Origin of the sequence: Synoicihabitans lomoniglobus, from assembly GCF_029023725.1 — a bacterium.
In the GTDB taxonomy this organism is placed as follows: domain Bacteria; phylum Verrucomicrobiota; class Verrucomicrobiia; order Opitutales; family Opitutaceae; genus Actomonas; species Actomonas lomonigloba.
Map to the genome: position 1 here is coordinate 4229707 of NZ_CP119075.1, position 25179 is coordinate 4254885.

Annotated in this window: 18 protein-coding genes; 7 read left to right on the forward strand and 11 right to left on the reverse strand. The window is 60.8% G+C overall.

The features are described from left to right. The first annotated feature begins 2 nt into the window (after nt 1-2). Together tal and PXH66_RS16370 are read left to right on the forward strand one after the other, a co-directional pair. Nucleotides 3-947, forward strand: a complete 945-nt coding sequence (gene tal, locus PXH66_RS16365) for a transaldolase (RefSeq protein WP_330930619.1) — start codon at nt 3-5, stop codon at nt 945-947. A 60-nt stretch (nt 948-1007) separates the two neighbouring features. Next, nucleotides 1008-2945: a family 20 glycosylhydrolase gene (locus tag PXH66_RS16370; RefSeq protein ID WP_330930620.1), complete on the forward strand. Its 1938-nt coding sequence runs from the start codon at nt 1008-1010 to the stop codon at nt 2943-2945. On the opposite strand, the gene PXH66_RS16375 is transcribed toward PXH66_RS16370, so the two are convergent. The 4 genes from PXH66_RS16375 to PXH66_RS16390 form a co-directional block, all read right to left on the reverse strand. Continuing rightward, the gene (locus PXH66_RS16375; RefSeq protein WP_330930621.1) at nt 2942-4867 is read right to left on the reverse strand and encodes an alpha/beta hydrolase family protein; all 1926 of its coding nucleotides are present in this window, start codon (nt 4865-4867) and stop codon (nt 2942-2944) included. The two genes, PXH66_RS16370 and PXH66_RS16375, sit on opposite strands and share 4 nt — an antisense overlap. 32 nt (nt 4868-4899) lie before the next feature. Beyond that, nucleotides 4900-5490, reverse strand: coding sequence for a hypothetical protein (locus PXH66_RS16380; protein ID WP_330930622.1), 591 nt, complete (start codon nt 5488-5490; stop codon nt 4900-4902). 73 nt (nt 5491-5563) lie between these two features. Continuing rightward, on the reverse strand, nt 5564-8383 hold the full coding sequence (locus PXH66_RS16385; RefSeq protein ID WP_330930623.1) for a TonB-dependent receptor plug domain-containing protein: 2820 nt from the start codon (nt 8381-8383) through the stop codon (nt 5564-5566). A 955-nt stretch (nt 8384-9338) separates the two neighbouring features. Continuing rightward, nucleotides 9339-12107: a TonB-dependent receptor plug domain-containing protein gene (locus PXH66_RS16390; RefSeq protein WP_330930624.1), complete on the reverse strand. Its 2769-nt coding sequence runs from the start codon at nt 12105-12107 to the stop codon at nt 9339-9341. Between the two features lie 221 nt (nt 12108-12328). Between PXH66_RS16390 and PXH66_RS16395 the strand changes: the two genes are divergently transcribed. Next, a complete protein-coding gene (locus tag PXH66_RS16395) occupies nt 12329-13315 on the forward strand; it encodes an XdhC family protein (protein WP_330930625.1) in 987 nt (328 codons plus the stop codon). Next, nucleotides 13308-13931, forward strand: a complete 624-nt coding sequence (locus PXH66_RS16400; protein ID WP_330930626.1) for a nucleotidyltransferase family protein — start codon at nt 13308-13310, stop codon at nt 13929-13931. The genes PXH66_RS16395 and PXH66_RS16400 overlap by 8 nt, the downstream gene beginning before the upstream one ends. A 5-nt stretch (nt 13932-13936) precedes the next feature. Here PXH66_RS16400 and PXH66_RS16405 read toward each other — a convergent pair whose 3' ends face one another. From PXH66_RS16405 to PXH66_RS16430, 6 genes are all read right to left on the reverse strand, one after another. Next, complete coding sequence (locus tag PXH66_RS16405) at nt 13937-15094, reverse strand: 5-(carboxyamino)imidazole ribonucleotide synthase (RefSeq protein WP_330930627.1); 1158 nt, start codon at nt 15092-15094, stop codon at nt 13937-13939. Between the two features lie 92 nt (nt 15095-15186). Next, nucleotides 15187-15675 (reverse strand): 5-(carboxyamino)imidazole ribonucleotide mutase, encoded by a 489-nt coding sequence (gene purE, locus PXH66_RS16410; protein ID WP_330930628.1) that lies wholly within the window; start codon nt 15673-15675, stop codon nt 15187-15189. A gap of 51 nt (nt 15676-15726) precedes the next feature. Further along, nucleotides 15727-15939, reverse strand: a complete 213-nt coding sequence (locus PXH66_RS16415; protein ID WP_330930629.1) for a hypothetical protein — start codon at nt 15937-15939, stop codon at nt 15727-15729. Between the two features lie 51 nt (nt 15940-15990). After that, a complete protein-coding gene (locus PXH66_RS16420) occupies nt 15991-17778 on the reverse strand; it encodes an RDD family protein (protein WP_330930630.1) in 1788 nt (595 codons plus the stop codon). A gap of 24 nt (nt 17779-17802) precedes the next feature. Continuing rightward, the gene (locus PXH66_RS16425) at nt 17803-18270 is read right to left on the reverse strand and encodes a hypothetical protein (protein WP_330930631.1); all 468 of its coding nucleotides are present in this window, start codon (nt 18268-18270) and stop codon (nt 17803-17805) included. Between the two features lie 7 nt (nt 18271-18277). Beyond that, entirely contained in the window at nt 18278-18841 is a 564-nt protein-coding gene (locus PXH66_RS16430) for an RNA polymerase sigma factor (RefSeq protein WP_330930632.1), read from the reverse strand. 218 nt (nt 18842-19059) lie between these two features. On the opposite strand from PXH66_RS16430, the gene pruA reads away from it, so the two are divergent. Next, entirely contained in the window at nt 19060-22029 is a 2970-nt protein-coding gene (pruA, locus tag PXH66_RS16435) for an L-glutamate gamma-semialdehyde dehydrogenase (RefSeq protein ID WP_330930633.1), read from the forward strand. 197 nt (nt 22030-22226) lie between these two features. Continuing rightward, a complete protein-coding gene (locus PXH66_RS16440) occupies nt 22227-22730 on the forward strand; it encodes a DUF456 domain-containing protein (protein ID WP_330930634.1) in 504 nt (167 codons plus the stop codon). Between the two features lie 22 nt (nt 22731-22752). Here the strand turns inward: PXH66_RS16440 and PXH66_RS16445 are convergent, their stop codons facing one another. After that, entirely contained in the window at nt 22753-24567 is a 1815-nt protein-coding gene (locus PXH66_RS16445) for a phosphoenolpyruvate carboxykinase (GTP) (protein WP_330930635.1), read from the reverse strand. A gap of 124 nt (nt 24568-24691) precedes the next feature. On the opposite strand from PXH66_RS16445, the gene PXH66_RS16450 reads away from it, so the two are divergent. Next, complete coding sequence (locus PXH66_RS16450; RefSeq protein ID WP_330930636.1) at nt 24692-25171, forward strand: acetolactate synthase; 480 nt, start codon at nt 24692-24694, stop codon at nt 25169-25171. The last annotated feature ends 8 nt before the right edge of the window (nt 25172-25179 follow it).

Sequence of the window (25179 nt, forward strand, 5' to 3'; positions counted from 1 at the left end):
ACATGCCCTCCCAACTCGAACAACTTAAATCGTTCACAACCGTGGTCGCCGACACCGGCGACTTCGAAAGCATGAAGGCTTTCACGCCGCAGGACGCGACCACGAACCCTTCCCTAATTCTCAAAGCCGCGGGACTTCCCGCCTACGAGGCCCTCGTTGATCGAGCCATTGCCGACGCCGGGGCCGACGCTTCGATGGACACCATCATCGACCGCCTGCTCGTCACTTTCGGCGAGGAGATCTTAAAGATCGTCCCGGGTCGCGTTTCCAGCGAAGTGGACGCCCGCTTGTCCTTCGACACCGCCGGCACCATTGCCCGGGGTCGCAGCATTATCGAGCTCTACGAATCACGCGGCATCTCACGTGACCGCGTGCTGATCAAAATCGCTTCCACCTGGGAAGGCATCAAAGCCGCCGAGGAACTCGAAAAAGAAGGGATTCATTGCAATCTCACCCTGCTGTTTTCCTTCGCTCAAGCCGTCGCTTGTGCCGAGGCCAAGGTGCAGCTCATCTCCCCGTTTGTGGGTCGCATCCTCGATTGGCACAAGAAGGCCACGGGCAAGGAATTTGTCGGTGCCGAAGATCCGGGAGTGATTTCCGTCACCGAGATCTACAACTACTACAAAAAGTTTGGCTACAAGACCGAAGTCATGGGCGCCAGCTTCCGCAACACGGGTGAAATCCTCGAACTCGCCGGCTGCGATCTACTCACCATCGCGCCTGCGCTGCTCAAGGAACTCGCCGAGTCTGACAGCACCGTGGCCCGCAAGCTCGATCCAAGCACCTCGGGTGAGGCCGATCTCCAGCAGGTCAGCTTCGACGAAAAGGGATTCCGCTACGCCCTGAACGAAGACGCCATGGCGACTGAAAAAACCGCCGAAGGCATCCGCAACTTCGCCGCCGACATCGTGAAACTCGAGAAACTCATCGCAGCCAAGATTGGCTGAGTCTCGCTTCATCGATTCTGCTTTCAAGCCGGACCTGGGTCCGGCTTTTCTTTTGCCCACATGATTCGCGCCTTTCAATGGGACCTCGCCCGCCAGGTGGAGCGGCTGGATTGGCTGCTCGCCCAGCTCCCCCGGTATTCACGCTGGGGATACCAGGAGCTGCACTTGCACTTGGAGGATGCCGTCGACTACCCCAGTCTGCCCGGCATCGCCCGGCGCGACGCCTACTCGTGGGCGCAGTTACAGCAACTGGTGACCGCGGCCTCCGCGGTCGGCATCAAAGTCGTGCCCATCGTCAATCTGCTCGGGCACACCCAATATTTGATCAAACACCCCGATTATCGGGATCTCAACGAGCTGCGCGCGTCCGACGGGAGTCCGCTGCCGACCGGGCAAATTTGCCCCAGTCACCCTCGCTCCCTGGAAGTCGCCCGTCGCTTGATCGCCGATGTCGCGCCGCTGTGCACCGCCGGCAAAGTGCATGTCGGATTGGACGAATCGTTTCACCTCGGCCGCCACCCTGACAGTGCCCGCACCATCGCCGCGACCGGACTCGCCCGATATTTCGCCGACTATGTCACGGCGTTGCACGGCATCGCCGCCGAACACGGCCTGCGCACCGGCATCTGGGCTGACATGTTGGTCTTACTCCCGGATGCCATCGCGCACCTCCCGCGCGGGCTGATCGCCTACGACTGGTATTACCACGCGTTCGCCCGTCATCCGCGCTTCGAGCTGCACAATTTTCGCGAGTATAACCTGGTGCCCGCCTTGCGCGCCCAAGGCATCGACTATTGGGGCTGCCCCATGAACGGCGCATTTCGTTTTGAACCGATGCCCGTTTTCGGCGAGCGCATCGCCAACGCCCAAGCGTGGTGGCAACGATGCCGGAAAACGCACGCTGAAGGCTTCCTCGTCACGGGCTGGGAGGCCTATCGCCTCGCTCTGGAAACCACGGTGGTCGTCGACGCCGCCATCGCCGGGCTGTGGCTCGACGACGATGAAGCCGACCAAGTGACCTTGCTGAAGCGGGGTTTCGAACGCGCCTGCGGTAAGACGCGGGCGGGCGAACGAGCACGGCAGATGTTGGGAAGCGACGAACGCGCTTTCGCCGGCTACGCGCGTTGGGAATTAAACCAACGCTGGGACACCGTCCACGGGCGTGACGGCGCATCCCGCTATGCCGCCGACGTGCGATACTTCCAACGGACTCGATCGGTGTCGTGGCCGCCTGCATTCGACGCCAGTCTCCGTTGGCGCGAGTATCTCGCCATTCGCGATCACTTTGTCCGCGATGCGGCGCACCGAATATTCCGGGCGCGCAAACTGCGGGCGCGAAACCGACAGCAGGAATTGACCACGTTCATCAAGGCTTCGCTGGCGCTGATAAACCAATTTGTTGACGCAACGAAATCCGCCGAGGATGCCGCGCGAACCATGTGGCGGACGACTCGAGCGGACGATCAAGTTAATCCCAACGAATCCATCCTCGAATGTGATCGTGAGCGGGCTCAATCCCTGCGACAGTGGTGGTCCGCCGCGCACACCTCCCCGGCTCTGGTTCAGTCCGCCTCCAACCTCGTAGGAGAATGGCAACTACAGGCTATCGTGCACACCACCCATCCCTGCTTGCAGGCCGTGGTGATCCAGACGCGGGACGCCGCTGGCCGATGGACGGATCAGCTCCAACGCTATCTGATCGAATTTCGCACCAAGGCCGCCCGCCGGCGGACGAACATCCGTCATTGGATCAGCCTCCCGCTCCCCTCACCCGACACCCCGGTGCGGTTTGCGCTGCGTGGCAGCGGTCAGTTTGCCCTCAGTGACGTGCACCTGACCGACGGAATAACTGAGCTGAGAACGGTGCGTCAGCCCACCGCCCGGAGCCGCCGGGTGACCTTGGGCAGAGCCCAACCCGTGATAAACTTCTTCGCACTCGACCGCACCGCCAATCAAGCCGTGTGGCAGCCGAGATGGCGGAAGCCGCCAGCGGGTTAATCGGTCGACTCGGGCGTCCCCACCGGCACCTCTGCTCGATTGGTCGGAAAGTATTTTATCAGGAAAGAATCGAGCGCCTCCAAATAGGCGGCTTGCGCCTCTGCCGCCGCAAAACCATGGGCGGAATCACCCTCGTAATAAGTCTCGTGCGGCGTGCCGTTTGACTTAAGCGCGCGCTCCAGTCGCACGGATTGAGAGATATCCACGCGGATGTCCTGCCGACCATGGGCGATGAAGACCGGTATCCGAATATCGTCGACTTGCTTGAGCGGGGAAAAGGCCGCGACTTTGGCCGGATCATTGCCGATATTCTTCATCAACCAATGATAGGATGTGTAGGACTCCCGGCGGGAATCCGAGATAAGCATGTCCCAGTCAAACACGCCGACATTGGTGATCGCCACTCGATAGAGATCAGGCTCCCACGCGGCCCCCGCGATAGCCAGATAGCCGCCGAAGCTGGCCCCCATTATGCCCAATTGATCCGGATCGGCGATACCCCCCTTAACCAGGGCGCGAACGGCATCGGTCACGTCATCGTGCATCTTACGAAATTCAAAACGGTCGTGTAGCGAGACCGCCGCTCGAAAGCCCGTCGACCCGCGGTAGTTGGGCTGCAGCACCGCGTAGCCCCGGGAAGCGAGAAACTGCACCTCCGGATCGAACCGCCAGTTGTCCCGCGCCCACGGACCACCATGGCCCAACACCATCAGGGGATAAGGCTTTTGGGCCTTGGGCCCGGTGGGCAACGTCAGGTAAGCCTGCAACTGCAGCCCGTCGCGCGCCTCGTAATTAAATGAAGCGGTCGGCGACAGCGGCTGCCCTTCCAGCCACGGCGCGGACGCCGCGATATGCTGGATCGCCCCCGTGCCGAGATCGGCGAGGAAGTATTGGCCCGGTTCGGTTGAACTCACCGCCGCGAAGATAACGCGCTGCTCATCCCGCGAACGATCAACCAGCACGATGTCGTAGCCGGCCAACGCCTCACTGATGCGGGCGTGCGCTTGCTCCAGCTTGTCATCGAACCAGACGGCATGCATGCGCACGCGGGAATAGACAATGGCCCGCAACGTCCGACCCGTCCGGTCGAGCACGAGTCGCGCGCCACGCAGATCGTAGTCCGAATCCTGATACACCTTTTCCCCAAAACGGCCGGCCGCCAAGTCGTAGTGCACGATTTCACTGCCTCCATCCGCGGTTTGACGCGCCACCCACGCCAACTGTCGGTCAGCGGCGATCGCGAGTATGGGCGTCGTCTCCAGGTCGAGACCGGACTCCGACCAAGTCTCCGCCTCCCGGTTTAGCACATAAGCCCGTTCGCTCCCGTCTTTGAAAACGGCCGCGAGCACGGGCTCTCCGGTCACATCGGCGAAATACGCCCGCAGCCGACCGGCCGGTGGCGGCGGATAGGTTTGCTTCACCGGATCGAAGTTGGAGCCAAAGGCCTTGTTCTTTCGATCGACGCTCGTGGTGTATTCGATCAACACTCCTTGGTCGCCGCCTGTGCGGGCGACCACCCGATTGCGCCGATCACGCGGGATGCTCACCAGTCCGAAGCCGCCTTCCGTGATGGCGGCGAGTCGGCCGGTGTCGCGATCGTAGACATACAGTCCGACTCCGTAGATTTTATCCTTCGTGAGAATGACCGCGAGTTGCGTGTCGTTCACCCACGAGTAACCGCCCACGTCGTAATTTTCGGTGCCAGCGACACCCTGCTTTTCTCCCGTAGCTAGATCGAGCACTTCCAGGCTGATCAGGTCATCATCATTGATGCGCTGGTAAGCAATGGACTGGCCGTTCGGGGACAGCTGGATGTTGGTAAACTCGGGCTTGCGCGCCAACCGCTTGGCCGGAATCGGTTGGGCAAAGGCGGTGGCCGCGATCAGCGAAACCAGGAGAAAGGGGATGAAAGATTTGAACATAACTATAACTGAAGACGGCAAGTCGGCCGTGATTAGGGTCGTCCTTCCACCAACATGACTTTGGGCGTTTGACGCACTCCCTCAATGGCGATGAAAAATCCGCCAAACGCTCCCGGATTAATGGTGACGGCTTTCCCGGCATCTTCCTGTGGGGACCAGTATTTGCCTTCGGTCACGCGCCAGATTTGACCGTTCTCCAGCACGAACTCCGTGCCGGGTTTCCAACCGCGAAACTCGTTTTTCAGCCGGGAACTCAGCGCCGCGTATTCAATCTTGGTGCCCGGAAGCAGCAGCACTTTGGCGCGCTCCAGAAATCCGGTATTATCGTTCTCACCGCTGTCGCCCCAGACGGCCTTGGCGGCGGAGACTTCGCTGCGCACTTCTGCCGTCGCGGCCGCCACCGCGACCTCGCTGCGACCCGCCACGTATCGTTCCACCGCCGCTTCCAAGGCGGCGATTTGGGCTTCGCTCAAACTAGCCAGACCAATGGCATCGCGCTCCGCGCGGGTGAGCCCGGCGGAAAAATCATGCGGGGGTGGGCTCGATTCGGCCATGACGGCCGTGATGCCCAGCAACAGAAAAGCGAAAAGGCGGATCGACGAAAGGAAGCGGTAAGGGGTCATGATAAAAAAGAAGCCGTGCCCCGTGTCAGGGGCACGGCTTGGAATTGCCAATGTGTTGACTTAGATCGCGCGATTAAAATTCGCGGGTGATCTTGGCATACCAGAAGGCCGGAGCCAAGTCGTTCACACCCGGGGTCGAGCCCGAAGCGTCGAAGCCGTCGAGGGGCGGATCTTCATTGAGCACGTTGTTCACGCCGAGCAGCAGCTTCGTCTTCTCAAAGCCGTTGTAGGAAACCGAAGCGTTGAGCGTGATCTGGGCCTTCACGTCGTAAACGAGGAAGAGCTCGTCATCGGCGGTGAAGATGTTGCCGAACGACAGGGAACGCGTGCGCTCGCCACGGTAAACCGCGAAGAGGCTGGTGCTCCAATCCTTGTAGGTCCAACCGAGGTTGGCGTTGCCGTTCCACTTCGGGGTCAGGTAGCCACCGACCTGCTCGGAGTCGTCGATGGTGTAGCTGTCGAGGTAGGTCGCGGAGACGCCAGCGGCGAAGCGGCCCATCGTGTCGGTGTCCCAATGGTAGGCGATGTTGAAGTCGTAACCCTTGTATTCAGACTCCGAGATGTTCGCGTAATCGTCGCGGATGAAGAGCACTTGATTCGTCGCAGGATCGCGCGCCACCTTGCCGGCAAACGTCGGGTTGCCCGCGAACTCTTCGGAGAGGAATTCGGCGTAACCGAAGAAGTCGGAGAGTTGGGCGAGTTGGTTCGACTGCTGGAAGTTGAAGTAGTCGACCGAAACGCTGAGTCCCTCGAGACGGCCTTCCGGCTCGAAGGAAACACCGAAGTAGTAGGTGTCGGTGGTCTCCGGCTTGAGGTTCGGGTTACCACCCGACTTGACCTGAATTTGGTCGATCTGCTGCTGCGTCACCGGATCGATGATCTGGTTGCTCGAGAACGTGGTCGTGCCCGAGTTGTAGAGGTAGGCCAAGTCCGGCGCCTTGAAGGATTCGGCGTAGGACGCGCGGAAGATCACCCATTCAAACGGACGGAACTTGATCGCGGCCTTCGGGCGAACCTTTTTGTCGAAGCCGTCGTCGGAATATTCCTCGTAACGACCGGCGAGTTGGAGCTCGAGCATCTCGTGCAGCGGAATGTTCGCCTCGGCGTAGAACGCGGTCAGGTCACGGTTGCCGAACGAGCTGGTGCCCTCGGAGCCGCCCAGGATGTTGCCGGTGGCGTTGAGATCGGTGGCAATGTCCTCGAAGTCTTCGGCCCGGTGTTCACCACCGAGGGCGAAGCCGACTTGGCCGGCGGGCAGATCCAACAGCGGACCGTCGAGACGGAAGTCGATGCCACGGTATTCGATGGTGGAGCTGTTCGGGTTGGCGACGGCGAGGAAATCGACGAAGTTTTGTCCGTTGAGACCGAACCAGTTGAAGTAAGCACGATCGGCTTGCGGCGTGGTCGGATCCCAGGTGAGGGAGCCGTCACCGAGCAACGTGAGACCGTTGAGGGCCTGCTGCATGCGGTAGTCGGGAATCGCGTTGCGAGAGATATTCGTAACGGAGTTCTTCGAATACATGAGACCGGATTCCCAGTTCCACTCTTCAAAGAAACCGCCCATGGCTTCGAAATCACCGCCGATGCCCACGAGGAAACGCGGCGTGTCGGACGTGACATCGTTGATGCGGTTGGGGAGCTCCACCATGCGGCGACGACCGTTGGTGATGTCCTCGTTCCACGGGTTGTAGGGATTATAGGCCGGGATGGTGAGCGGGTCACCCGGATCGAGACCGAGCGACGTTTCGATATCAACCGGCGTGGCGGCAGAGTAGACCACTACTTCGGAACGGCTGAAGGAGAGCTCGGCAAACACGCGGAGGTGCTCGTTGATCTCGTGCTCGATCGTGGTGAAGATGTTGAACCGCTGGTTGGGCGGGAACATGCCGTTGGTCTCGTTGTAGTTGTAGAGGTTGCGACCACCGATAGCGTTGGCCGGGTCCGGGTTGTTGGTCGGCGAGGCGAAGGTGAAGCGACCGCTCGACGTGAGCACGTCGCCGGGGAATCCGCGGCTGGAGCGATTGTCCCAGTAACCGTCATCGGTCGGGTTGGTCAGGCCGACGGCCGCGATGTATTCATCGATCGAATCGTAGCCGGCAGCGGCGACACCGCCGTCGTTGACTTCGTAGCGACCGTAACCAGCAGCGAGATCGGTTTTATCCGCATCCGCCGAGTAGGACAGATCGCGGGAAAACACCGCATCATTTTCCTCCCAGCTGATGCTGGTGAACATGGTGGTGTCGCGGCCCACGGTGCCAAAGGACAAAGCGGCCTTTTTCATGAGACCACCCGTGTCGAAGAAGTTACCCACTTGGAGGGAAGCCTCGGCGCCGACGTAGTTCTTCTTGAGGCGGAAGTTAACCACTCCGGCCACGGCGTCAGAACCGTAGAGGGCGGAACCACCATCCTTGAGGATGTCGAGTGACTCGATGGCGGCGTCCGGAATCGAGTTGAGGTCAAACACGGTCTGGAAGCCGTCGAAACCAGGCGAAGCGTAAGGCACGGCGCGACGGCCGTTGATGAGCACGAGCGTGCCGTTGTTGCCCAAGCCACGGAGATTGAAGCTGTTGACACCAGGGGTGAAGCTGGTGCCGGAATCGGTCGGGGTGAGCGCCTGGCCGTTGTTAAACGGGAGTGCGCGAACGGCGTCCGCGATGGTCGGGAAGCCCATGGCTTCGATGGAGCCTGCATTGAGCGAAACCACCGGGCTGGGGGTTTCGGCGTCGAGGCGTTTGATCCGGGAGCCGGTGACCTCGAACTTTTCGAGGACGATCTCTTCTTCGGAAGAGTCGGTGGATCCGCTGGTGCTTTGCGCGTATGCGACAGAGCTGCCGGTCACACCCAAGATGAGCGCAAGCGGCATCGCGAATCCCTTGAAGGGACGGATGTTCATAGTTCGTGTAGTTGTGTTGTGTAGTTGTCCAGAAACGGCGGCGAACCGCTGAATCTGGCGGCACGTAACTACCACGATTATCACTGCACAAGGATGAAGTTGCCTCGCAACTCGTTGTGATAAACCGGTTTAACCGATTCAATCTAAACAACCTAACATGAGGCATTTTCGAAATTGCGTCGGGCGATAACCGAGCCAACTCACACCTGAATGCGGCGCCAAACAGGTTGGAAGCGATCCGCTTCGTCTGCGTGGTAATCACCGTAAGATTTACGCACTCCGATCGGGCAAACGATCGTTGCTGGCAGCTCCTTCACCCCAACTCACCACCGGAAAGAAGCGATACTTGCCTTGCCTCCTCAAACGCATCTTACTCGCAATTATGCGAAGTGCCCCGATTCGAGTTCTGGCATGCCTTGTCCTCGCGTCAGTTTTCTTAACTGGATGCGTTTCAGAATCTTCGGCTCGTCGTCAATTTGATCGAGAACATTTCGAATATGTCCGGGTGACAGGATCCAATTTGCGTATCAAAGTCCGTAAAGGTGAGGTTCCCACCAACAGCGGCACGGTCGGCATGGGAACCATGGACTCGGCGGCAGTTCATGATTCGTTCGAGATTCCATTGGCGTCCACCCCGCCCGACGGTGGGTGAAACTCCAAAAATCACCTCATAACGGGTCGAGCGCCGAAGGAGGATGATTCGTTCTTCGTGACCCTCGGATCAAGCCGAACGACAACCGGTTTCACACTTCGGGGCGCAGTCGAAAAAATTTTCGCCAAAGTCCCAGTATATCAGCCTCGGATCGGGTGCGATAATCAGCGTGATTGTGGCATCGATGTTCGGATGAATTCAATTAACGCCGCCCGCCATCGATGAGTCGGCTCCGTCAAAGCACAAAAAAGCACCCGCCATTTACGGCGGGTGCGGGGAATTTCTAAAACTACGTCGGAAAGCTTAGAACTGTTGTTCGAGCTTCACGTAGAGGTAGCGGCCCAACGGGGAGTAGGAACGCTCCGAGTAGTTGTTCGAGAACGCGCCCGGAGTGGTGGGGGGCGGGTTGTCGAGGAGGTTCGTGCCACCGATGGTGAGCTTGGTCTCGAACTGATCACGCGCCCGCAGCGTATAGCTGACATTGGCATTGATGATCCAGTCGGCCTCGATCTTCGGCTTGCCGCCGGTCTCGTCGATCGCCGAGCCCATGTAGTTGGCGTTCACTGCGGCACCCCAAGATCCCAAGGACCAGCGGGTGGAGAGACGGCCCTTAAACTCCGGATAAACCACATTACCATCGAACGTGCCGAGGTAGCTGTAGGTGTCGGAAGTCACGGCCGTTTGCTGCTCCTGCGTCAGGTAGTTGGTGAGTGAGGCGCCAAAGACGAAGTCGCCCACGGTATCGGTATTCCAGCGATACGCAGCTTCCACGTCGACGTATTCCGTCTTTTGGAAGGCCACGTTGCGCGGGCCCACGCCCAGCAGCTGATCAATCGTGACCCCGTCCGGTGCGGTAGCATCGGATTGAAGCACAATACGGTCAGCAAAATCGGCGTTGGGATTACCGGGACCGCCAGAACGAACCCAGGCGTCGACCACACCTTGCACCGAATAAACGATGAGGTTGGACTGATCGATGAGCGCCCAGTCAACCGTGATCTCCAAGCCGGGAATGGCCTTGGGCGAGTAGGTCGCACCGAAGCTATAGATGTCGGACTCTTCGGGAGAGAGCGCTTCACCGGAACGTTGTGAGCCGATGTAGCTTACGGACACCTGATAGAGGCGCAACGGGTCGTTGGCGTCAAAACGGGTGTCGATGATCTCAGGGAAGGACTCGAAGCCCGGATTGTAGAGGTCCAACAGAGCCGGAGCCACAAAGCCTTGAGAGAAGTTGGCGCGCAGCGTCAGCTCGTCTTCGATGGCCTGCCAGCGCAGGCCGGCGGAACCGACCTTGGCTTCAAACTCGTCCGCATAATCTTCGAAACGGTAAGCCAGCGTGCCGGATAGCGTGTCGGTGATCGGAATCGCCGTTTCGCCGTAAACACCCATGACCTTACGACCACCTTCGGTGATACCGTCAGCCGCATTCCAACCGACCGAACCGGACAGCTTGATCGCGTCAGGCTTGGAGAGGACGTCCTGCTTGCGATACTCGAAACCGACGACGCCTTCGACATAACCCGCCGGCAGCTCGAAGAGCTCGGTGCCGTTCAACTTGAGGTCGAAGACCTGGGTCTTGCTGTTGACCGCGGTGTTGGTATCGACCTTGAGCTCGTCGATCAAGCTTTGGGGGTTGTAAGGCGCGTCCGGGTCGATGCCGCCGCCACCGAGTTCGGGAGCGAGGATGAACGAACGCGTGAAGTAATTATAGTCAGCCGTCGTGTTGGTGCCGGAATAGCTACCTTCGAGTCGGGCTTGATCGATACCATTCAGCTCCTTGTCGCTGGTCGACTCTTCGGAGTAAAGCCAGCTGGCCTCGAAGCTCACCGTGTCCGTGATCTCGCCGGTCATCGCACCAACCAAACGGAATACGTCACGATCGACCACATTCATACGCGGACCGAAATCCACGAAACGATAAACGTTGTAGGGTTCGTTACCCGGAGTCGTCTCGGCCGCCGCACCAAACAACTGGTTATACCAATAATTGTTCAGGTTGATGCCTTGGAAGGAGGAATAGGGCGAAGGAGCCAACTGGAACTCGGAGTGCGTGTTCGCATAGTTGACATCGAAGCTGAGTTCGAGGTTGTCCGTGATATCGTAGGCACCGTTGGCGTAGAAATTGTAACGCTTGTTCGGGTTAACCATCGTGGTGAAGTTTTCGTAAGGAAAACGAGAACCACCATCTTCCGGAGCTGCGTTGTTCCACGGTTGGAAGTCGGTCAACGAAGTCGCAACCGTGACACCTGGCTTGAGCGTCCAGTCGGTCGCCCCCGGGTTGCCGTTGGCCGCGTTGATCGCGTCGTAATCGGTGCCCCAGAAGTAGAAACGACCGGGGTTGCCATAGGTGGAGTTACCACCGCCGAGCGCGTATTCGCGGTCGGGAGCATAGAGACCCGCTTGCTCATCAAAGCTGGCCCCGAGGAAGAAACGGAATTTGTCCCCGTTGCCACCGACGCTGAAGCTGGCCTGCTTGCGAGCCACATCCGTATCGGTCGTGTTACCATAATACATGGTAGCTTCGCCGCCATCGGGATTGCTCTTCAGGATAACGTTGATGACACCCGCAACCGCGTCCGTTCCGTATACCACGGAACCGCCGCTTTTGAGGATTTCGATCCGCTCAACCATCGAGAAAGGAATCGCGTTGAGGTCAACCGCCGAGCCCGTGCCGGAAGGGGTCATGCGACGGCCATTGACGAGAACAAGGGTGTTCTCACCACCGATACCACGCAAAGCGATCTGCGAAGTGCCGTTACCGCCATTGGTGTAGTTGCTGCCGATCGTGCCACCACCACCGGAGTAGGGCAGCTCGCGCATGTAATCAACGAGGGTGGTCGCGCCAGAGGCCGCGATGTCGACGCTATCGAAGCTAATCGTGGGGAGAGCACCTTCCACCGAAGCGGCGGAAAGGCGGGAGCCCGTGACTTCGAATTGCTCGAGGACGATTTCTTCATTTGCGGAAGAATCGGAGGATCCGCTGGTAGCCTGCGCAAAAGCAACAGAGCTGACGCTAGCGCTCAGGATAAGCGCAAGCGGCATCGCGAATCCCTTGAAGGGACGGATATTCATAGTTCGTGTAGTTGTGTTGTAGTTGATCTAAGATCAGCTGACACGAGGCCAACTGATCCCCATCACTCATGAACGAAACGTCACAACGATGGATGAAACGCGCTTAATCACGGGTAATCTGCGACAAAACGGCTTCTCGTTGCGACGAACGGTCATGAGTGATTTTTGGTCTGGTGCGCCGAAGCTAACGCCATGCCAAACCTTACAAACCATATAAACCGGTGTCTGAACAGTTCAAAATAGCCCACCGTCTGGCCCATAAACCGGGCTCAAGATACGTTTTGGCAACATTAGTAAAAGTTGAGGGTTCATCTTACCGGCGAGCCGGTGCCCAACTGCTAATCCCGGCAAGGGGCTCTGTAATCGGTTCAATCAGTGGCGGTTGCTTGGAATCCGACCTCATTGCCCATGGCAGGTCCTTGCTGGCGTCGAAGCGCTCCACCGACCTGGTGACCTATGACACCACCTCCGAAAATGACCTGCTTTGGGGGGTGGGCACCGGCTGTCACGGCGTCGTGAAGATCCTACTCGAAGTAATCGACGGCGTCGTAAGCTGGCCAAATTTGATAGTTAAAACCGGTTTGTCACGTCAGGTCAGTTATCTGGAAACAATATGGACCGAACCCGATGCCTCGAAGTGCGGAACGCGCGCGCTCACAGCGCTCGGGGACGCGGCGCCAAACGCGTTCGTCACGACCGTTGCTCCGCCTTGGCACCTGGTTATTTTTGGCGCGGGAGACGATGCTCAGCCGCTCGTTTCGTTGGCGGCGACCCTGGGTTGGGATTTATCGGTGATCGATCCCAGGCAGGCCATGGCCCAGCCATCCCGTTTTCCCGCCGCGCAGCAGGTGCAGTGCTTGCCGGCGGAAACGGCGGCGACGCAACTCACTTGGGATGACCGCACCGCCGCCGTGATCATGACCCACCACTACCGCTACGATTTGCCCCTGCTCCGCACGCTCGTGCCCTTGCATCTCCCCTTTTTGGGCCTCCTCGGTCCGCGCGAGCGGGGGTCACGCTTGATGAGAGATGCCGGTCTTGGTGACGTTACACCCGGCCAGTTACTTCGTAATCCGGTGGGGCTGGACCTGGGGGGTGACGGCGCTGCCGCAGTCGCATTATCAATCATGGCCGAAATCCAAGCCACCATCCATGGCCGCGATGCTCGGCCGCTGTTTCAACGCGCCACCGCTATTCACCATGAGTGAATCCACCGCCCGCCCCGCCCCGTTTGAAGCCACCGCTTGCGCGTGCGTGATCCTGGCTGCAGGCGGTTCACGTCGACTCGGGCAACCCAAACAACTGGTGACCATCGATGGGCGCGCCTTGATCATTCACACCGTCGAGACTGCCCTCGCCGTGCCTGACCTTTGGCCCGTCGTCGTCGTGCTCGGTGGAGCGGCCGATCGGGTGCGACCGTTGTTGGCCAAATACCCGGTCCTCGTGACTGACAATCCCGCCTGGGAAGAAGGCGTGGCATCCTCGCTGCGCGCCGGGCTGACCACGGTAAATGAATTTTCGCGCCAAATTGGGAGCGTTCTGTTCACATTGTGCGATCAGCCTGCGCTGTCTTCCCCCGCATTGCAGGCGCTTTGGGCCGTCCGCCGCCAAACCGGTAAATCCGTGGTGGCCGCGTCTTACGGTGGACATCCCGGTGCTCCGGCTTTGATCGATCGCAAACATTTCGGCGCGCTCGCTCACCTCACCGGCGACGAAGGAGCCCGGCGTTTGATCAAGTCACTTCCACCCGACCAACTTGGCCTGGTGGAACGCCCCGAACTGGCGCTCGATATCGATACCCCGGAAGATCTCGCCCGCCTGTAATCGGGCTAATCGGTGGCGCCGCGCAGCACGTCCTTGAGATCACGCGCCAAGTCAAACGTCTGGTCGACGTGGTCGCCGGTGACGGTAAAGTGCCCCATTTTGCGCCCGCGCCGCGGCTCGGACTTGCCGTAAAGGTGCAGCTTCGCTCGAGGCTCCTGCAACAAAGCGTTCCAATCAGGCGCTCCGGCGGGCGAATCGCCCTCCCACTGCCAGGCATCACCGAGAATGTTAACCATGATGGCAGCCGGCACGGTCATGGCAGTGTCGCCCAGTGGAAGTCCCGCGACCGCCCGAATCTGTTGCTCGAACTGGGATGTCACGCAGCCATCCAGCGTCCAGTGGCCGGAGTTGTGGGTGCGAGGCGCCATCTCATTCACGAGGAGCTCGCCTTCGTCCGTGAGAAACAGCTCGACCGCCAGGATTCCGACCAGACCAAACGCCTCCGCAATGTTCACCGCCAGCTTTGCCGCCGCCGCGGTAACCGACTCGCTCACACGTGCCGGAGCGATGGTGAAGTCGAGGATGTGATGCGTGTGAATATTCTCCACCACCGGAAACGTCCGCGTCTCCCCCGCCGAGTTGCGGGCGACGATCACCGAAAGCTCACACTTAAAATCGATGAAGCGCTCCACCACCGCGCGTTGTTTGGCGAACGCTTGGGTCGCGGTGGCGACCGCCGCCGCCGAGGTCACTTTGAGCTGACCCTTGCCGTCGTAGCCAAAATCCGCGGTTTTCACCACACACGGCATCCCGATGCGTTTGATCGCCTTGGCCATGTCGCCGCCGGCCTCGACTTCCGCAAACGGGACGTGGGGAAACCCATGGCGTTTGAGCCACTTCTTTTCACGCATCCGGTTCTGGCAGACTTCCAGCACTTCCCAGTGCGGCCGCAGCGGCACGAGTTTTTCGATTTCCCACAACGGCTCCACCGGCACGTTCTCGAACTCATAGGTCACCGCCGCACAAGTCCGGGCAAAATCCTGCAGGCGCGCGATATCCTTGTAGGGTGAGTTGAACTCCCGCGTGGCCACTTCTCCGGCCGGGCAATCCTCCGCCGGCTCATACACGTGCAAATGGTAACCCATCCGCGTCGCCGCGTGGGCGAGCATGCGACCGAGTTGGCCGCCACCAAGGACGCCGAGAGTGCTGCCAGGAGGAATCATCGCGAAAACTGAAACGCTGATTTCCGAAAAGCTGAAACGCTAAAACGCGAAAAGCGGAAAGATCCCGCGATCTGTTCCGACATCGTGCCGATTTACTCGGGCAACTTGGCCTGCAGGACCGTGGCGGTTTGCTCCGCCCGAAACGCATCCAATGCCTTTTTGATGCGCTTACTGGTCGTCGCGAGCATGGCCGCCGCGAACAGCGCCGCGTTTTTCGCTCCGGCTTTACCGATCGCAAACGTCGCGACCGGCACGCCCCCGGGCATTTGCACGATTGAAAGCAGTGAATCCTGGCCCTTGAGGGTGCGCGATTCCACCGGCACGCCCAGCACGGGCAAGGGCGTGAGTGCCGCCGTCATTCCCGGCAGGTGAGCCGCGCCCCCCGCTCCCGCGATGATAACCTTGAGCCCCCGCTCCTCGGCGGTTCGCGCATAGTCATACATGCGATCCGGGGTGCGGTGCGCGCTGACGACGTGTTTTTCAAACGGCACCCCCAGATCGCTGAGCGTCTGCGTGGCGTGCTGCATCGTCTCCCAATCGGACGTGCTGCCCATGATGATTCCTACCAGTGGCTTGGCCATGAAGGAGCTATCAGCGGCGAGTGATCTGCTGTCAGCTTTTTTCAGCTCAACTCACGTTGCGGCCGGGCGCCATCCCAGCAAACGGGCTGGCAGCGTGAGCAGCGCCTCGAGGAAGCGAAACACTCCCGTGACCACGACTCCCACCAGTCGAAACGGCAGCAACACCAACCAGACCACGGGATAAAGCATCAGCGCCAGAAACGCAATCGGCCAACACAGGACAAACAACACACACCAAAGCATGAAGGTGAACAGGGTTCTCATAACTCGATTTCTCCTTGGTTTAATATTAACGGTTGCAGCGTCACCCACCGATCAGATGAGCGAAACGCCTTTGGGCATGTGCACAATGGTCGTGCCCGCGATTTTATCGTGCCAGGATTGGCGCTCCGGATCGAACGCGACCCAAATGAAGCCCAACCCGATGGCGAAGAGTGACAGAAACGCGCCGAGTCCGCGCACGATCGCGACCGACCAATCCACCGGCCGATCATCCAGGCGCACGACTTTCAGGCCAAAAACAATCCCGCCGATCGTGGTGCCCTTCAGCGCCCACAACACGATGAAGTAAACGGCGGCGATCAACGGGAACATGTCATCCACATCGAGGAAGCTCGAATCGAGCATGTTGACCACAATGGCCACGAGGATGACATCGAGCAACGTCGCGCCAAGCCGCGCCCAAAACCCTGCGCGCGGCAAGGTGGAGAGGTCCCGCACTTTTCCAGAACGAGGGGGCGTCGCCGCCGCCGACAACGGCGGTGGCGGTTCCGCCGGGGCGGTCGCGCCGGAGGGGTCCAATGGCGGCGGTTCGCCGATCGGGCGCTCGGTCGACACCGATCCCGCCGTGACATTCGAAGCAGCGCTCGCGGCCGTCCCGGCGGACGAGCCCGTCGGCGTCGGTGCAGGTGAAGACGTGCCGCTCGGGGACGCTTTCCCACGGCCCGATTGCATGGCCAGGATGACCGTGTAAACCACCACGCCCGTGCCGAGGAATCCCGCCAATTTCTGGAACGCAAAACCCGCGATCGGAATCAGGTAAATGACCGTGGTAAGCAACCCACCCAGCAACACCGCGAGCACCGGAGCCATCGTGATCGGCTTGCTGGCAAAGCGTCGTCCCAGCCACGCGAGGAACACCACTTTGCCGAAGATCGATACGAAAAACATCAGGAAAATCAGCAGAAACGCGCCCAGCACCGTGAACGACAGCACGATAAACGCGAGCGGCGTGATCAACACGGTCAGGATCGCCGCCACGACCGATAGCCCCGGTCGTGCTTCAAACGTGCTCGCGCAGCGGTTGACCGCCCCCGGCATGATCAACGCGATGAACATGTAAAGCACCAGCGCGGTGCCCGCGACCATCCAAGCCCAACCCAGGTGTTCGCCAAACCAGAGTGGTCGCCCCATCAACAAACAGTGGCGAATCCAGGCCTTCAGCCAGTCGACATTGATATCCGTATTTCCCAGCAGCGCTATTTCCTGCGTCCCGCCGCCCACCCGCGCCCCGGGTGCCCGGGATACCTTGCTGCCAATCGAAACGACTTCACCTTGCACCCACGCTTCCGGACCGAGCGTCACCTTGCCCAGGACAACCACCAAATCACCGTCGACCTGACCGTTGACCGTGCCGTTGCCCAACACCGCCACAGCCCCGCCGCCGACATATCCATTCACCGTGATGTCACCCATCACCGCCACCGCGTCGTTGCGCACTTCGCCGTCGATCACGTTGTTGCCCATGATCGCCACGGCTTCGGTCGCGACCTGCCCGCGTTCGAGCAACACGTCGGAGCCGATCTGGACGCGCTCCCGTGCACTGCGAAAACGTTCCCGTCGCGCTGCACGCTCGGTCATCACGATCGCCTCGTCGTCATCGGTCACAGCACCCAGTTCACGCAGTTCCGAGCTGTCTGCCGGTTCAACCGTCTCCGGCGGGGTCGGCGTCGGGGGTGGCGTCGCCTGTTCCGCCGGCGTCGCGGGATCTTCCGGCGTCGGGGGATTGGGCGGCGGTTCCTGCGCGGATGTGACCAGCGCCAAGGTGAGGGCCAAGGCCAGGCCACCGCCCGCGAGCGAGGTGAGGATTCGAGTCAGTTTCATTGTAAAATAAAGGGGCTGATAAAATTAGCGCGAGGGACTCCAAAACACGCGATAAGCCGTGGCCCCGAGTCCGAGCATCATCGCGTAGGCGGCCCCTATCACCGCGAGGGCGACATAGAACCAGTGCGTGGAAAATTGGGGCACGTGACCGCGAACCAAGGTCACCATGGCGGCGCCCGCGGTGCGCAGCGTTGCCCAGGCGTCGGTCGCGGGGCGGAAGAAATCGCCGATCGCCTGCGCGCTCACCAGCCCGGCCAGTTGCACCGAGCCGAGCAACGCCGCCGCCATCAACGCGACGCCGATCACGATAAAGGCCACCCGCATCGGCGCGGGCCAGTAGGCGTAGCTCTTGTGCCACCAGGGCAATGCCTGCCGACGCGCGATCTCGCCGAGCACACGGGCTTCGAGAGACATGGGAGCCCGGCGCGGGGGTTGGTTGCGCAACACCGCATTGAGCTTCTGTTCGAGTTGTTCGGGAGTGAGACGGGCCATGACGGTATCAGGTTTGAGCGGTGAGGGTTTCGTGTTCGGTGCCGCTGCGCATGAGCACCTGCGCGAGCGCGGTCCGACCGCGGAGTATATCGGTTTTGACCTTCGACAAGGACACCCGCAGCTGGCGGGCGATCTCATCGTAAGGCATGTCTTCAAAGTGAAAGAGCACCAGCGGCACGCGCTGATGTTCGGGCAATTCCTCCAACGCGCGCTCCACCCACTCGCGACGATCGCCTTGGTTGAGGTCGGCCAGGAAATCACCATCCGGCGCGGCAAACTCCACCGGCTCGCTGTCCTGCCCATCGTCGTCCCGGTGGACGAGGTCGGAGAAGAAGCGCCAGCGCTTCCGGTAACGTTGCAGGTGATTGATGGAGAGATTGGTGGTCACAGTCTTAAGCCAGCCGCCCGCAGTGGGGCTGGTGCCGAGATCGTCGAACCGCTCGTAAGCCTTTAGAAAAACTTCCTGCGAGATATCCTCCGCCTGGGCGTCATTTCCCAGCAAGCGGACGGCGGTCGAATAAACCATGTCTTGGTAGTTGCGCATAAACGTCGTGAAGTCGGGCGGGGTCATGTTCCCCGCAGGATCTGAGTGGACTGAAGCTTCATCGTTCATACCGAGAACACCGCAGGACGGCGCGCAGTTGCAGAAAAACGTAAATCGGAACGATCCAGTCGACGAGCGCAAAAGAAACGCTTCCACGCCAGCAACTTACCTCAGCGTCGCCCATTGTCTTTCGTTCCGCTTGATTGCCGTCTTTCCCCCGCAGGCAAACCGGTGTAATCCGGGCCATGCAAAACTCCAATCCGTCGGCGGCTCCCGCAAACCTCGAACCGGTCGTCCACCGTATCGGCCGCGATCTCCTCGAGCGCATGGCCGCCCACCCCGCCCCGGGACTGCTCTCCAAATCCGGGGCCTATGCCCGTCTGATGGCGTGGTCGATGAAGGACCCCGCGTTTAAAGCTCAGCTGTTTCGCTTCGTCGACGTGCTTCCCAGCTTGCACTCATCGGCGGAAATCGTCCGCCACCTCCAAGAGTATCTCGGTGATCAAGCCGTCATGCTCAACCCCGCGCTCAAAGCCGGTTTGGGCGCCGCCTCCTTCGCCCCCGCCCTCGTCGCCAAACCGGTCAAAGCCCAGGTCACCGACATGGCGCGGCAATTCGTCGCGGGCGAAACCCCGACCGATCTGGTCAAGCGTCTCCGCGACAACGCCCGACGCGGTATCGCCACCACGATCGACTTGCTCGGTGAAACCGTCGTCAGCGAAGCCGAGGCCGACGTCTTTCTCCAACGCAATCTCGAGGTGCTCGACATCGTGTCCGCCGCCCTCGCCCGTGAATCCGAACCTTGTGCCGGCGACCTCGGTCCGGTCGGCCCCCTGCCCCGCCTCAATTTGTCGGTGAAAATGTCGGCCCTCACTCCCGATGTGAATCCCGCCGATCCAGCCACCAGCATCACGTCGCTCAAAACGCGGCTCCGGCCGATCCTGCGTCGCGCCATCGAAGTCGGCGCGTTCATCAATTTCGACATGGAGAGCTACAAGTTGAAGGACCTGACCTTCGCCCTTTTTCGCTCCATTCTCGAAGAAGACGAATTCGCCTCCCAGCCCGCCATGGGCATCGCGTTGCAGGCTTACCTGCGTTCGGCCGAGGCCGACTTGGACGCGCTCATTGCGTGGGTGCGCGAGCGCCACCGCCCCATCACCGTGCGTCTCGTCAAAGGCGCCTACTGGGACTATGAAACCATTATCGCTCAACAACGTGACTGGCCCATTCCCGTCTGGTCGCACAAAGCGGAGAGCGACGCTTCGTTCGAGCGTCTCACCTTCACGTTGCTCAAAAACGCGGACCTCGTCACATCGGCGTTCGCTTCTCACAACGTGCGCTCCTGCGCCCACGCCATTGCCCAGGCCGAAGCCCTCGGACTCGATCCCCGCGCCTACGAGTTTCAAGCGCTCTTCGGCATGGCCGACGACCTCAAGGCCGCCCTCGCCGCCACCGGCCACCGCGTCCGCGAATACTGTCCCGTCGGCGAGTTGTTGCCCGGCATGGCCTACCTCGTGCGCCGCCTCCTGGAGAATACCAGCAACGAAGGGTTCCTGCGCACCGCCGCCTCCGGCGAAGTGTCCTACGACGAGCTCCTGGCCGCGCCACACCCGCCACCATTCAATATCCAGAATCCCAAATCCCAAGGATTTCACAATGTTCCCAACACCGATTTTTCCCTCGCCCCGGCGCGGGCGGAACTCGCCGCCGCCCTCGACCGCGTCCGCCAAAAACTCGGGCGCGACCACCCGCCCGTTATCGCGGGTAAAGCGCTCAAACCCGCGGCATGGATAACCTCGACCAATCCCGCTCAACCTCGCGAAGTGATCGGCCGTTGGGGCCGCGCCACACCCGCCGACGCCGATACCGCCATCGCCGCCGCCAAAACCGCCTTCCCCGCGTGGCGTGACACCGCGCCCGCCGCCCGGGCCGACATCCTTGAACGCACCGCCGATTTGATGGTCGCCCGCCGCCATGACTTGTCGGCGTTGATCATCCTCGAGGCTGGCAAGCCCTGGCCCGAAGCCGATGGCGATGTCTCCGAAGCCATCGATTTCTGCCGGTTTTACGCCCAGGAAATGCGCGAGCTCGCCAGGCCACGTCTCAGCCAAATCGTGCCCGGCGAACGCAACACCCTCCAATGGATTCCCCGCGGCATTGGCGTCGCCATCGCCCCATGGAACTTCCCCCTCGCGATCCTGTGCGGACTCACCGTCGCGCCCCTGGTCGCGGGCAATTGCGTGATCATGAAGCCGGCCGAACAGACGACGGTCATTGCCGCCACCCTCTTCGATTTGTTGGTCGAAGCCGGACTACCGTCAGGCGTGGTCAATTTCCTCCCCGGCTTCGGCGAGGACGTCGGCGCCCACCTCGTCGCGCACCCGGACATCGCGTTCATCGCCTTCACCGGTTCGCGCACCGTCGGCACTGCCATCTGGGAAACCGCCGGGCACGCGTGGCCCGACCAACGCCATCTCAAGAAAGTCGTGTGCGAAATGGGGGGCAAAAACGCCCTCATCATCGACAACGACGCCGATCTCGATGAAGCCATTCCCGCCGCACTGTATTCAGCTTTCGGATTCAGCGGACAAAAGTGCTCCGCCCTCTCCCGCCTGATCGTGCTCGACGCGGTTTACGACACCTTCGTTGAACGCTTCACCGCCGCCTGCCCCAGTCTGCACGTGGGCAACCCCGCCGATCCCGGCACCATCGTGGGTCCCGTGATCGACGCCGAAGCCAAGGCCAAAATCGAAGGCCTGATCGCCACCGGGCGCAGTGAAGCCACGCTGGCGTTTCAGGGCGATTCACCCGCCGAAGGCTGGTTCGTGCCCCCGACCGTGTTCACCGATGTAAAACCCGACCACGCCATCGCCCGCGAAGAGATATTCGGCCCTGTCGTGACCATCATTCGCGCCCGGGATTTGGACACGGCCTTTGCCATCGCCAACGACACCGACTACGCACTGACCGGCGGTCTGTTCTCCCGCAGCCCCGCGGCATTGGCGCGTGCCCAACGCGAAATGGAAGTCGGCAACCTCTACCTCAATCGCCCGATCACCGGGGCCATCGTCGAACGCCAACCCTTCGGCGGTTATCGCATGAGCGGCGGCGGCACCAAGGCCGGCGGCAAAGGTTATCTGGAAAACTTCCTTAACCCGCGGGCGATCTCCGAAAACGTCCTGCGTCGCGGTTTCACCCCACCCGAACCCGCCTAACCCTTCCGCCCCGACTGCATCGTCGCCACCCTCGGGCCCCAAAAGTTCGTAATAGGAACTTTCAGGGCGCGGTGACCGCCGGGCTTGAGCGCGCGGGCACAAAGGAAGAACGGGGACGGAAAGCGAAAAGAAGTGGGGCGACGGTGCCGGATCGTCCGAGTTGCAACAAATCGCCGGGTGAGCGTGTATTGGGGCGTATGGAGATCGCCGTTTGGACGCTCACACTTTTTTTAGCCTTTGTCGGTTTCGTCGGCGTGATCGTGCCGTTGGTGCCGGGCACGACGCTTATGCTTTTGGGCTTCGTCGTTCATAAGCTCCTGCTGCCCGATTCCATGTCATGGAGTATGATTGGCTGGATCGCGGTGGCCTGGTTCGCTTCCGTGGTGGTTGATTTCCTGGGCGTCCTGCTCGGGACGCGACTCTTTGGCGGCACCAAATGGGGCATGGCGGGAGCCAGCGGCGGCGCGTTCGTCGGCATGTTTTTCTCTCTGCCCGCCCTCCTGCTCGGCACCATTTTTGGCGCGGTGGTGGCGGAGCGCTACGCCGCGAAGCGCACCCATCGGGATTCGTTGCGCGCCGGCTTCGGGGCCGCGTTCGGTTTCGTGCTCTCCACGGCGGGTCGACTGGCCTGCGCCGTGGTGATGTTGGGGCTGTTTCTCTATGTCGCGCCGTGGCCGCACTGGCCCCAGTGGCCGTGGTAAACGGCCCCGGGGCGAGGTCGGGTCACAACCGACAAATCAGGAGTTCGCGCTCGTAAATCATCTCCTTGGGGAGATGGGCGTGGAGGTTGAGGAACAATTCCTCGTGCCCCATGATTTCCTGCCGCCACGCCGCGTGATCGACGCGTTGCAACTCCTCGAATTTTTCGCGGGGAAAATCGAGGCCGGTCCAATCGATATCGTCGTAGCGGGGTTGCCAACCTAGCGGCGTCTCGAGCGGGGCGGTGCGGCCGCGCACGCGGTCCACGATCCAACACAATACGCGCATGTTTTCGCTGAAGCCCGGCCAGATGAACTTGCCGTTCTCGTCTTTGCGGAACCAGTTCACGCTGAATACGCGCGGGGTCTCGGCGAGCGAACGCTGCATCTTCAACCAGTGGCGGAAATAGTCGCCCATGTTGTAGCCGCAGAAGGGCAACATCGCCATGGGGTCGCGCCGCACTTTGCCGATCGTGCCGGCGGCGGCGGCGGTCATCTCCGAACCCATGGTTGCGCCAATATAGACGCCACCCGACCAGTTGAACGCTTGGTGGATCAACGGCATGGTGGTGGCGCGCCGGCCACCGAAGATGAAGGCCGAAATCGGCACGCCCGCCGGATCTTCCCAGGCGGAGTCGATCGTCGGGCACTGCGAGGCGGGCGCGGTGAAACGAGAGTTGGGATGCGCCGCCGGTTTTTCGCTGGCCGGCGTCCAGGGGTTGCCCCGCCAATCGGTGAGTTGAGCGGGCGGCTCATCGGTCATACCCTCCCACCAAACGCCCCCTTCGGGTGTGAGCGCCACGTTGGTGAAAATGGTGTTTTTCGCGAGAGACTTCATCGCGTTGGGATTGGTCTTTTCCGACGTGCCGGGCGCGACGCCGAAGAAACCAGCCTCGGGATTGATCGCCCGCAGATGGCCGGAGGCGTCGGGCTTTACCCAGGCGATATCGTCGCCGACCGTGCTGACCTTCCAGCCCTTTTCGGCGAACGGCTCGGGCGGGATGAGCATGGCAAAGTTGGTCTTGCCGCAAGCGCTCGGGAACGCCGCCGCGACGTAGGTTTTTTCCCCGGTCGGATCCTCGACACCGAGAATCAGCATGTGCTCGGCCATCCAGCCTTCGTCACGCGCCATGTTGGAAGCAATGCGCAGGGCGAAACACTTTTTGCCCAACAACGCGTTGCCGCCGTATCCAGAACCATAGGACCAGATTTCACGGGTTTCGGGAAAGTGAACGATGTATTTCTCATCGTTGCACGGCCACGCCACATCGGCCTGACCGTCAGCGAGCGGAGCGCCCACGGAATGCACGCACGGCACGACGCGCTTTTCGCCTTTATCGATTTCGGCAAACACCGGTGCCCCGATGCGAGCCATGATGCGCATGTTGACCACCACGTAAGGGGAGTCGGTGAGTTCGACGCCGAGCTGCGACATGGGCGAACCGACGGGGCCCATGCTGAACGGCAGCACATATAGGGTGCGTCCCGCCATGCAGCCGTTGAAGAGTTTCTTCAATTTACGGCGCATGACGAAGGGGTCCTCCCAGTTGTTGGTGGGACCGGCGGCGTCCTTCGAAAGCGAGCAGATGAACGTGCGGTCCTCCACGCGGGCGACATCGTTGGGATCGGAGCGGGCATAGAAGCAACCCGGCCACAGCTCTTCATTGAGTTTTTGAAACGTGCCCCCCTCCACCATGGACGCGCAGAGGGAGTCATACTCCTCCGGCGAACCATCGACCCAATGGATCGCGGCGGGCTTACAAAGCGCCACCATTTTATCGACCCATTTCAGAAGGCCCTTGTTGCTGCTCAGCGGCTCGGCGGGGTTGCGCGTGCTCATATGCAAAAGAACTGAGGCCCATCCCGTGACGAGTAAATCGGAATTGCGTTCACTCCGTTAACTCGTCGTCAGGGTAATAGGGGGCATCAGGTTTACGTAAGCCTCAGGTTGACCGCGCCCACGTGTGGCCTCACGCTCCGACCCCACCATGCCGGACTTTGCCACCGCGCTCGCTCTCGATCCTGTGAAACAGTTTTCGGTCTTTGCCGAGAATCGGGTCGGCCGACTCTATGATCTCAGCTCCGTGCTGCAGTCGCACAACGTGCACATGGTGGCGTTGACGGTGCTCGACACCACCGACAGTGCCATCCTGCGGGTGATTGTCGATGATCCCGATTTGGCCCGGGAGTTGATGATCAACAATGACTTCCCTTTCACCGAGACCAGCGTGATCGCGATCGAAATTGCCGGTGAGCACCGCATCAAAGACGTGCTGGGCGCACTGCTGGAGGCCGAAATCAACATCCACTACGTCTACAGTTTTCTCATGCGACCGAGCGACAAAACCGCCCTCGCCATCAACGTGGAGGACCCCGATGTCGCCGCTCAAGCCCTCAACAACTGCGGTTTCCGCGTGCTCACCCAGGGGGATATTTCGCGGTAAAACGGCCA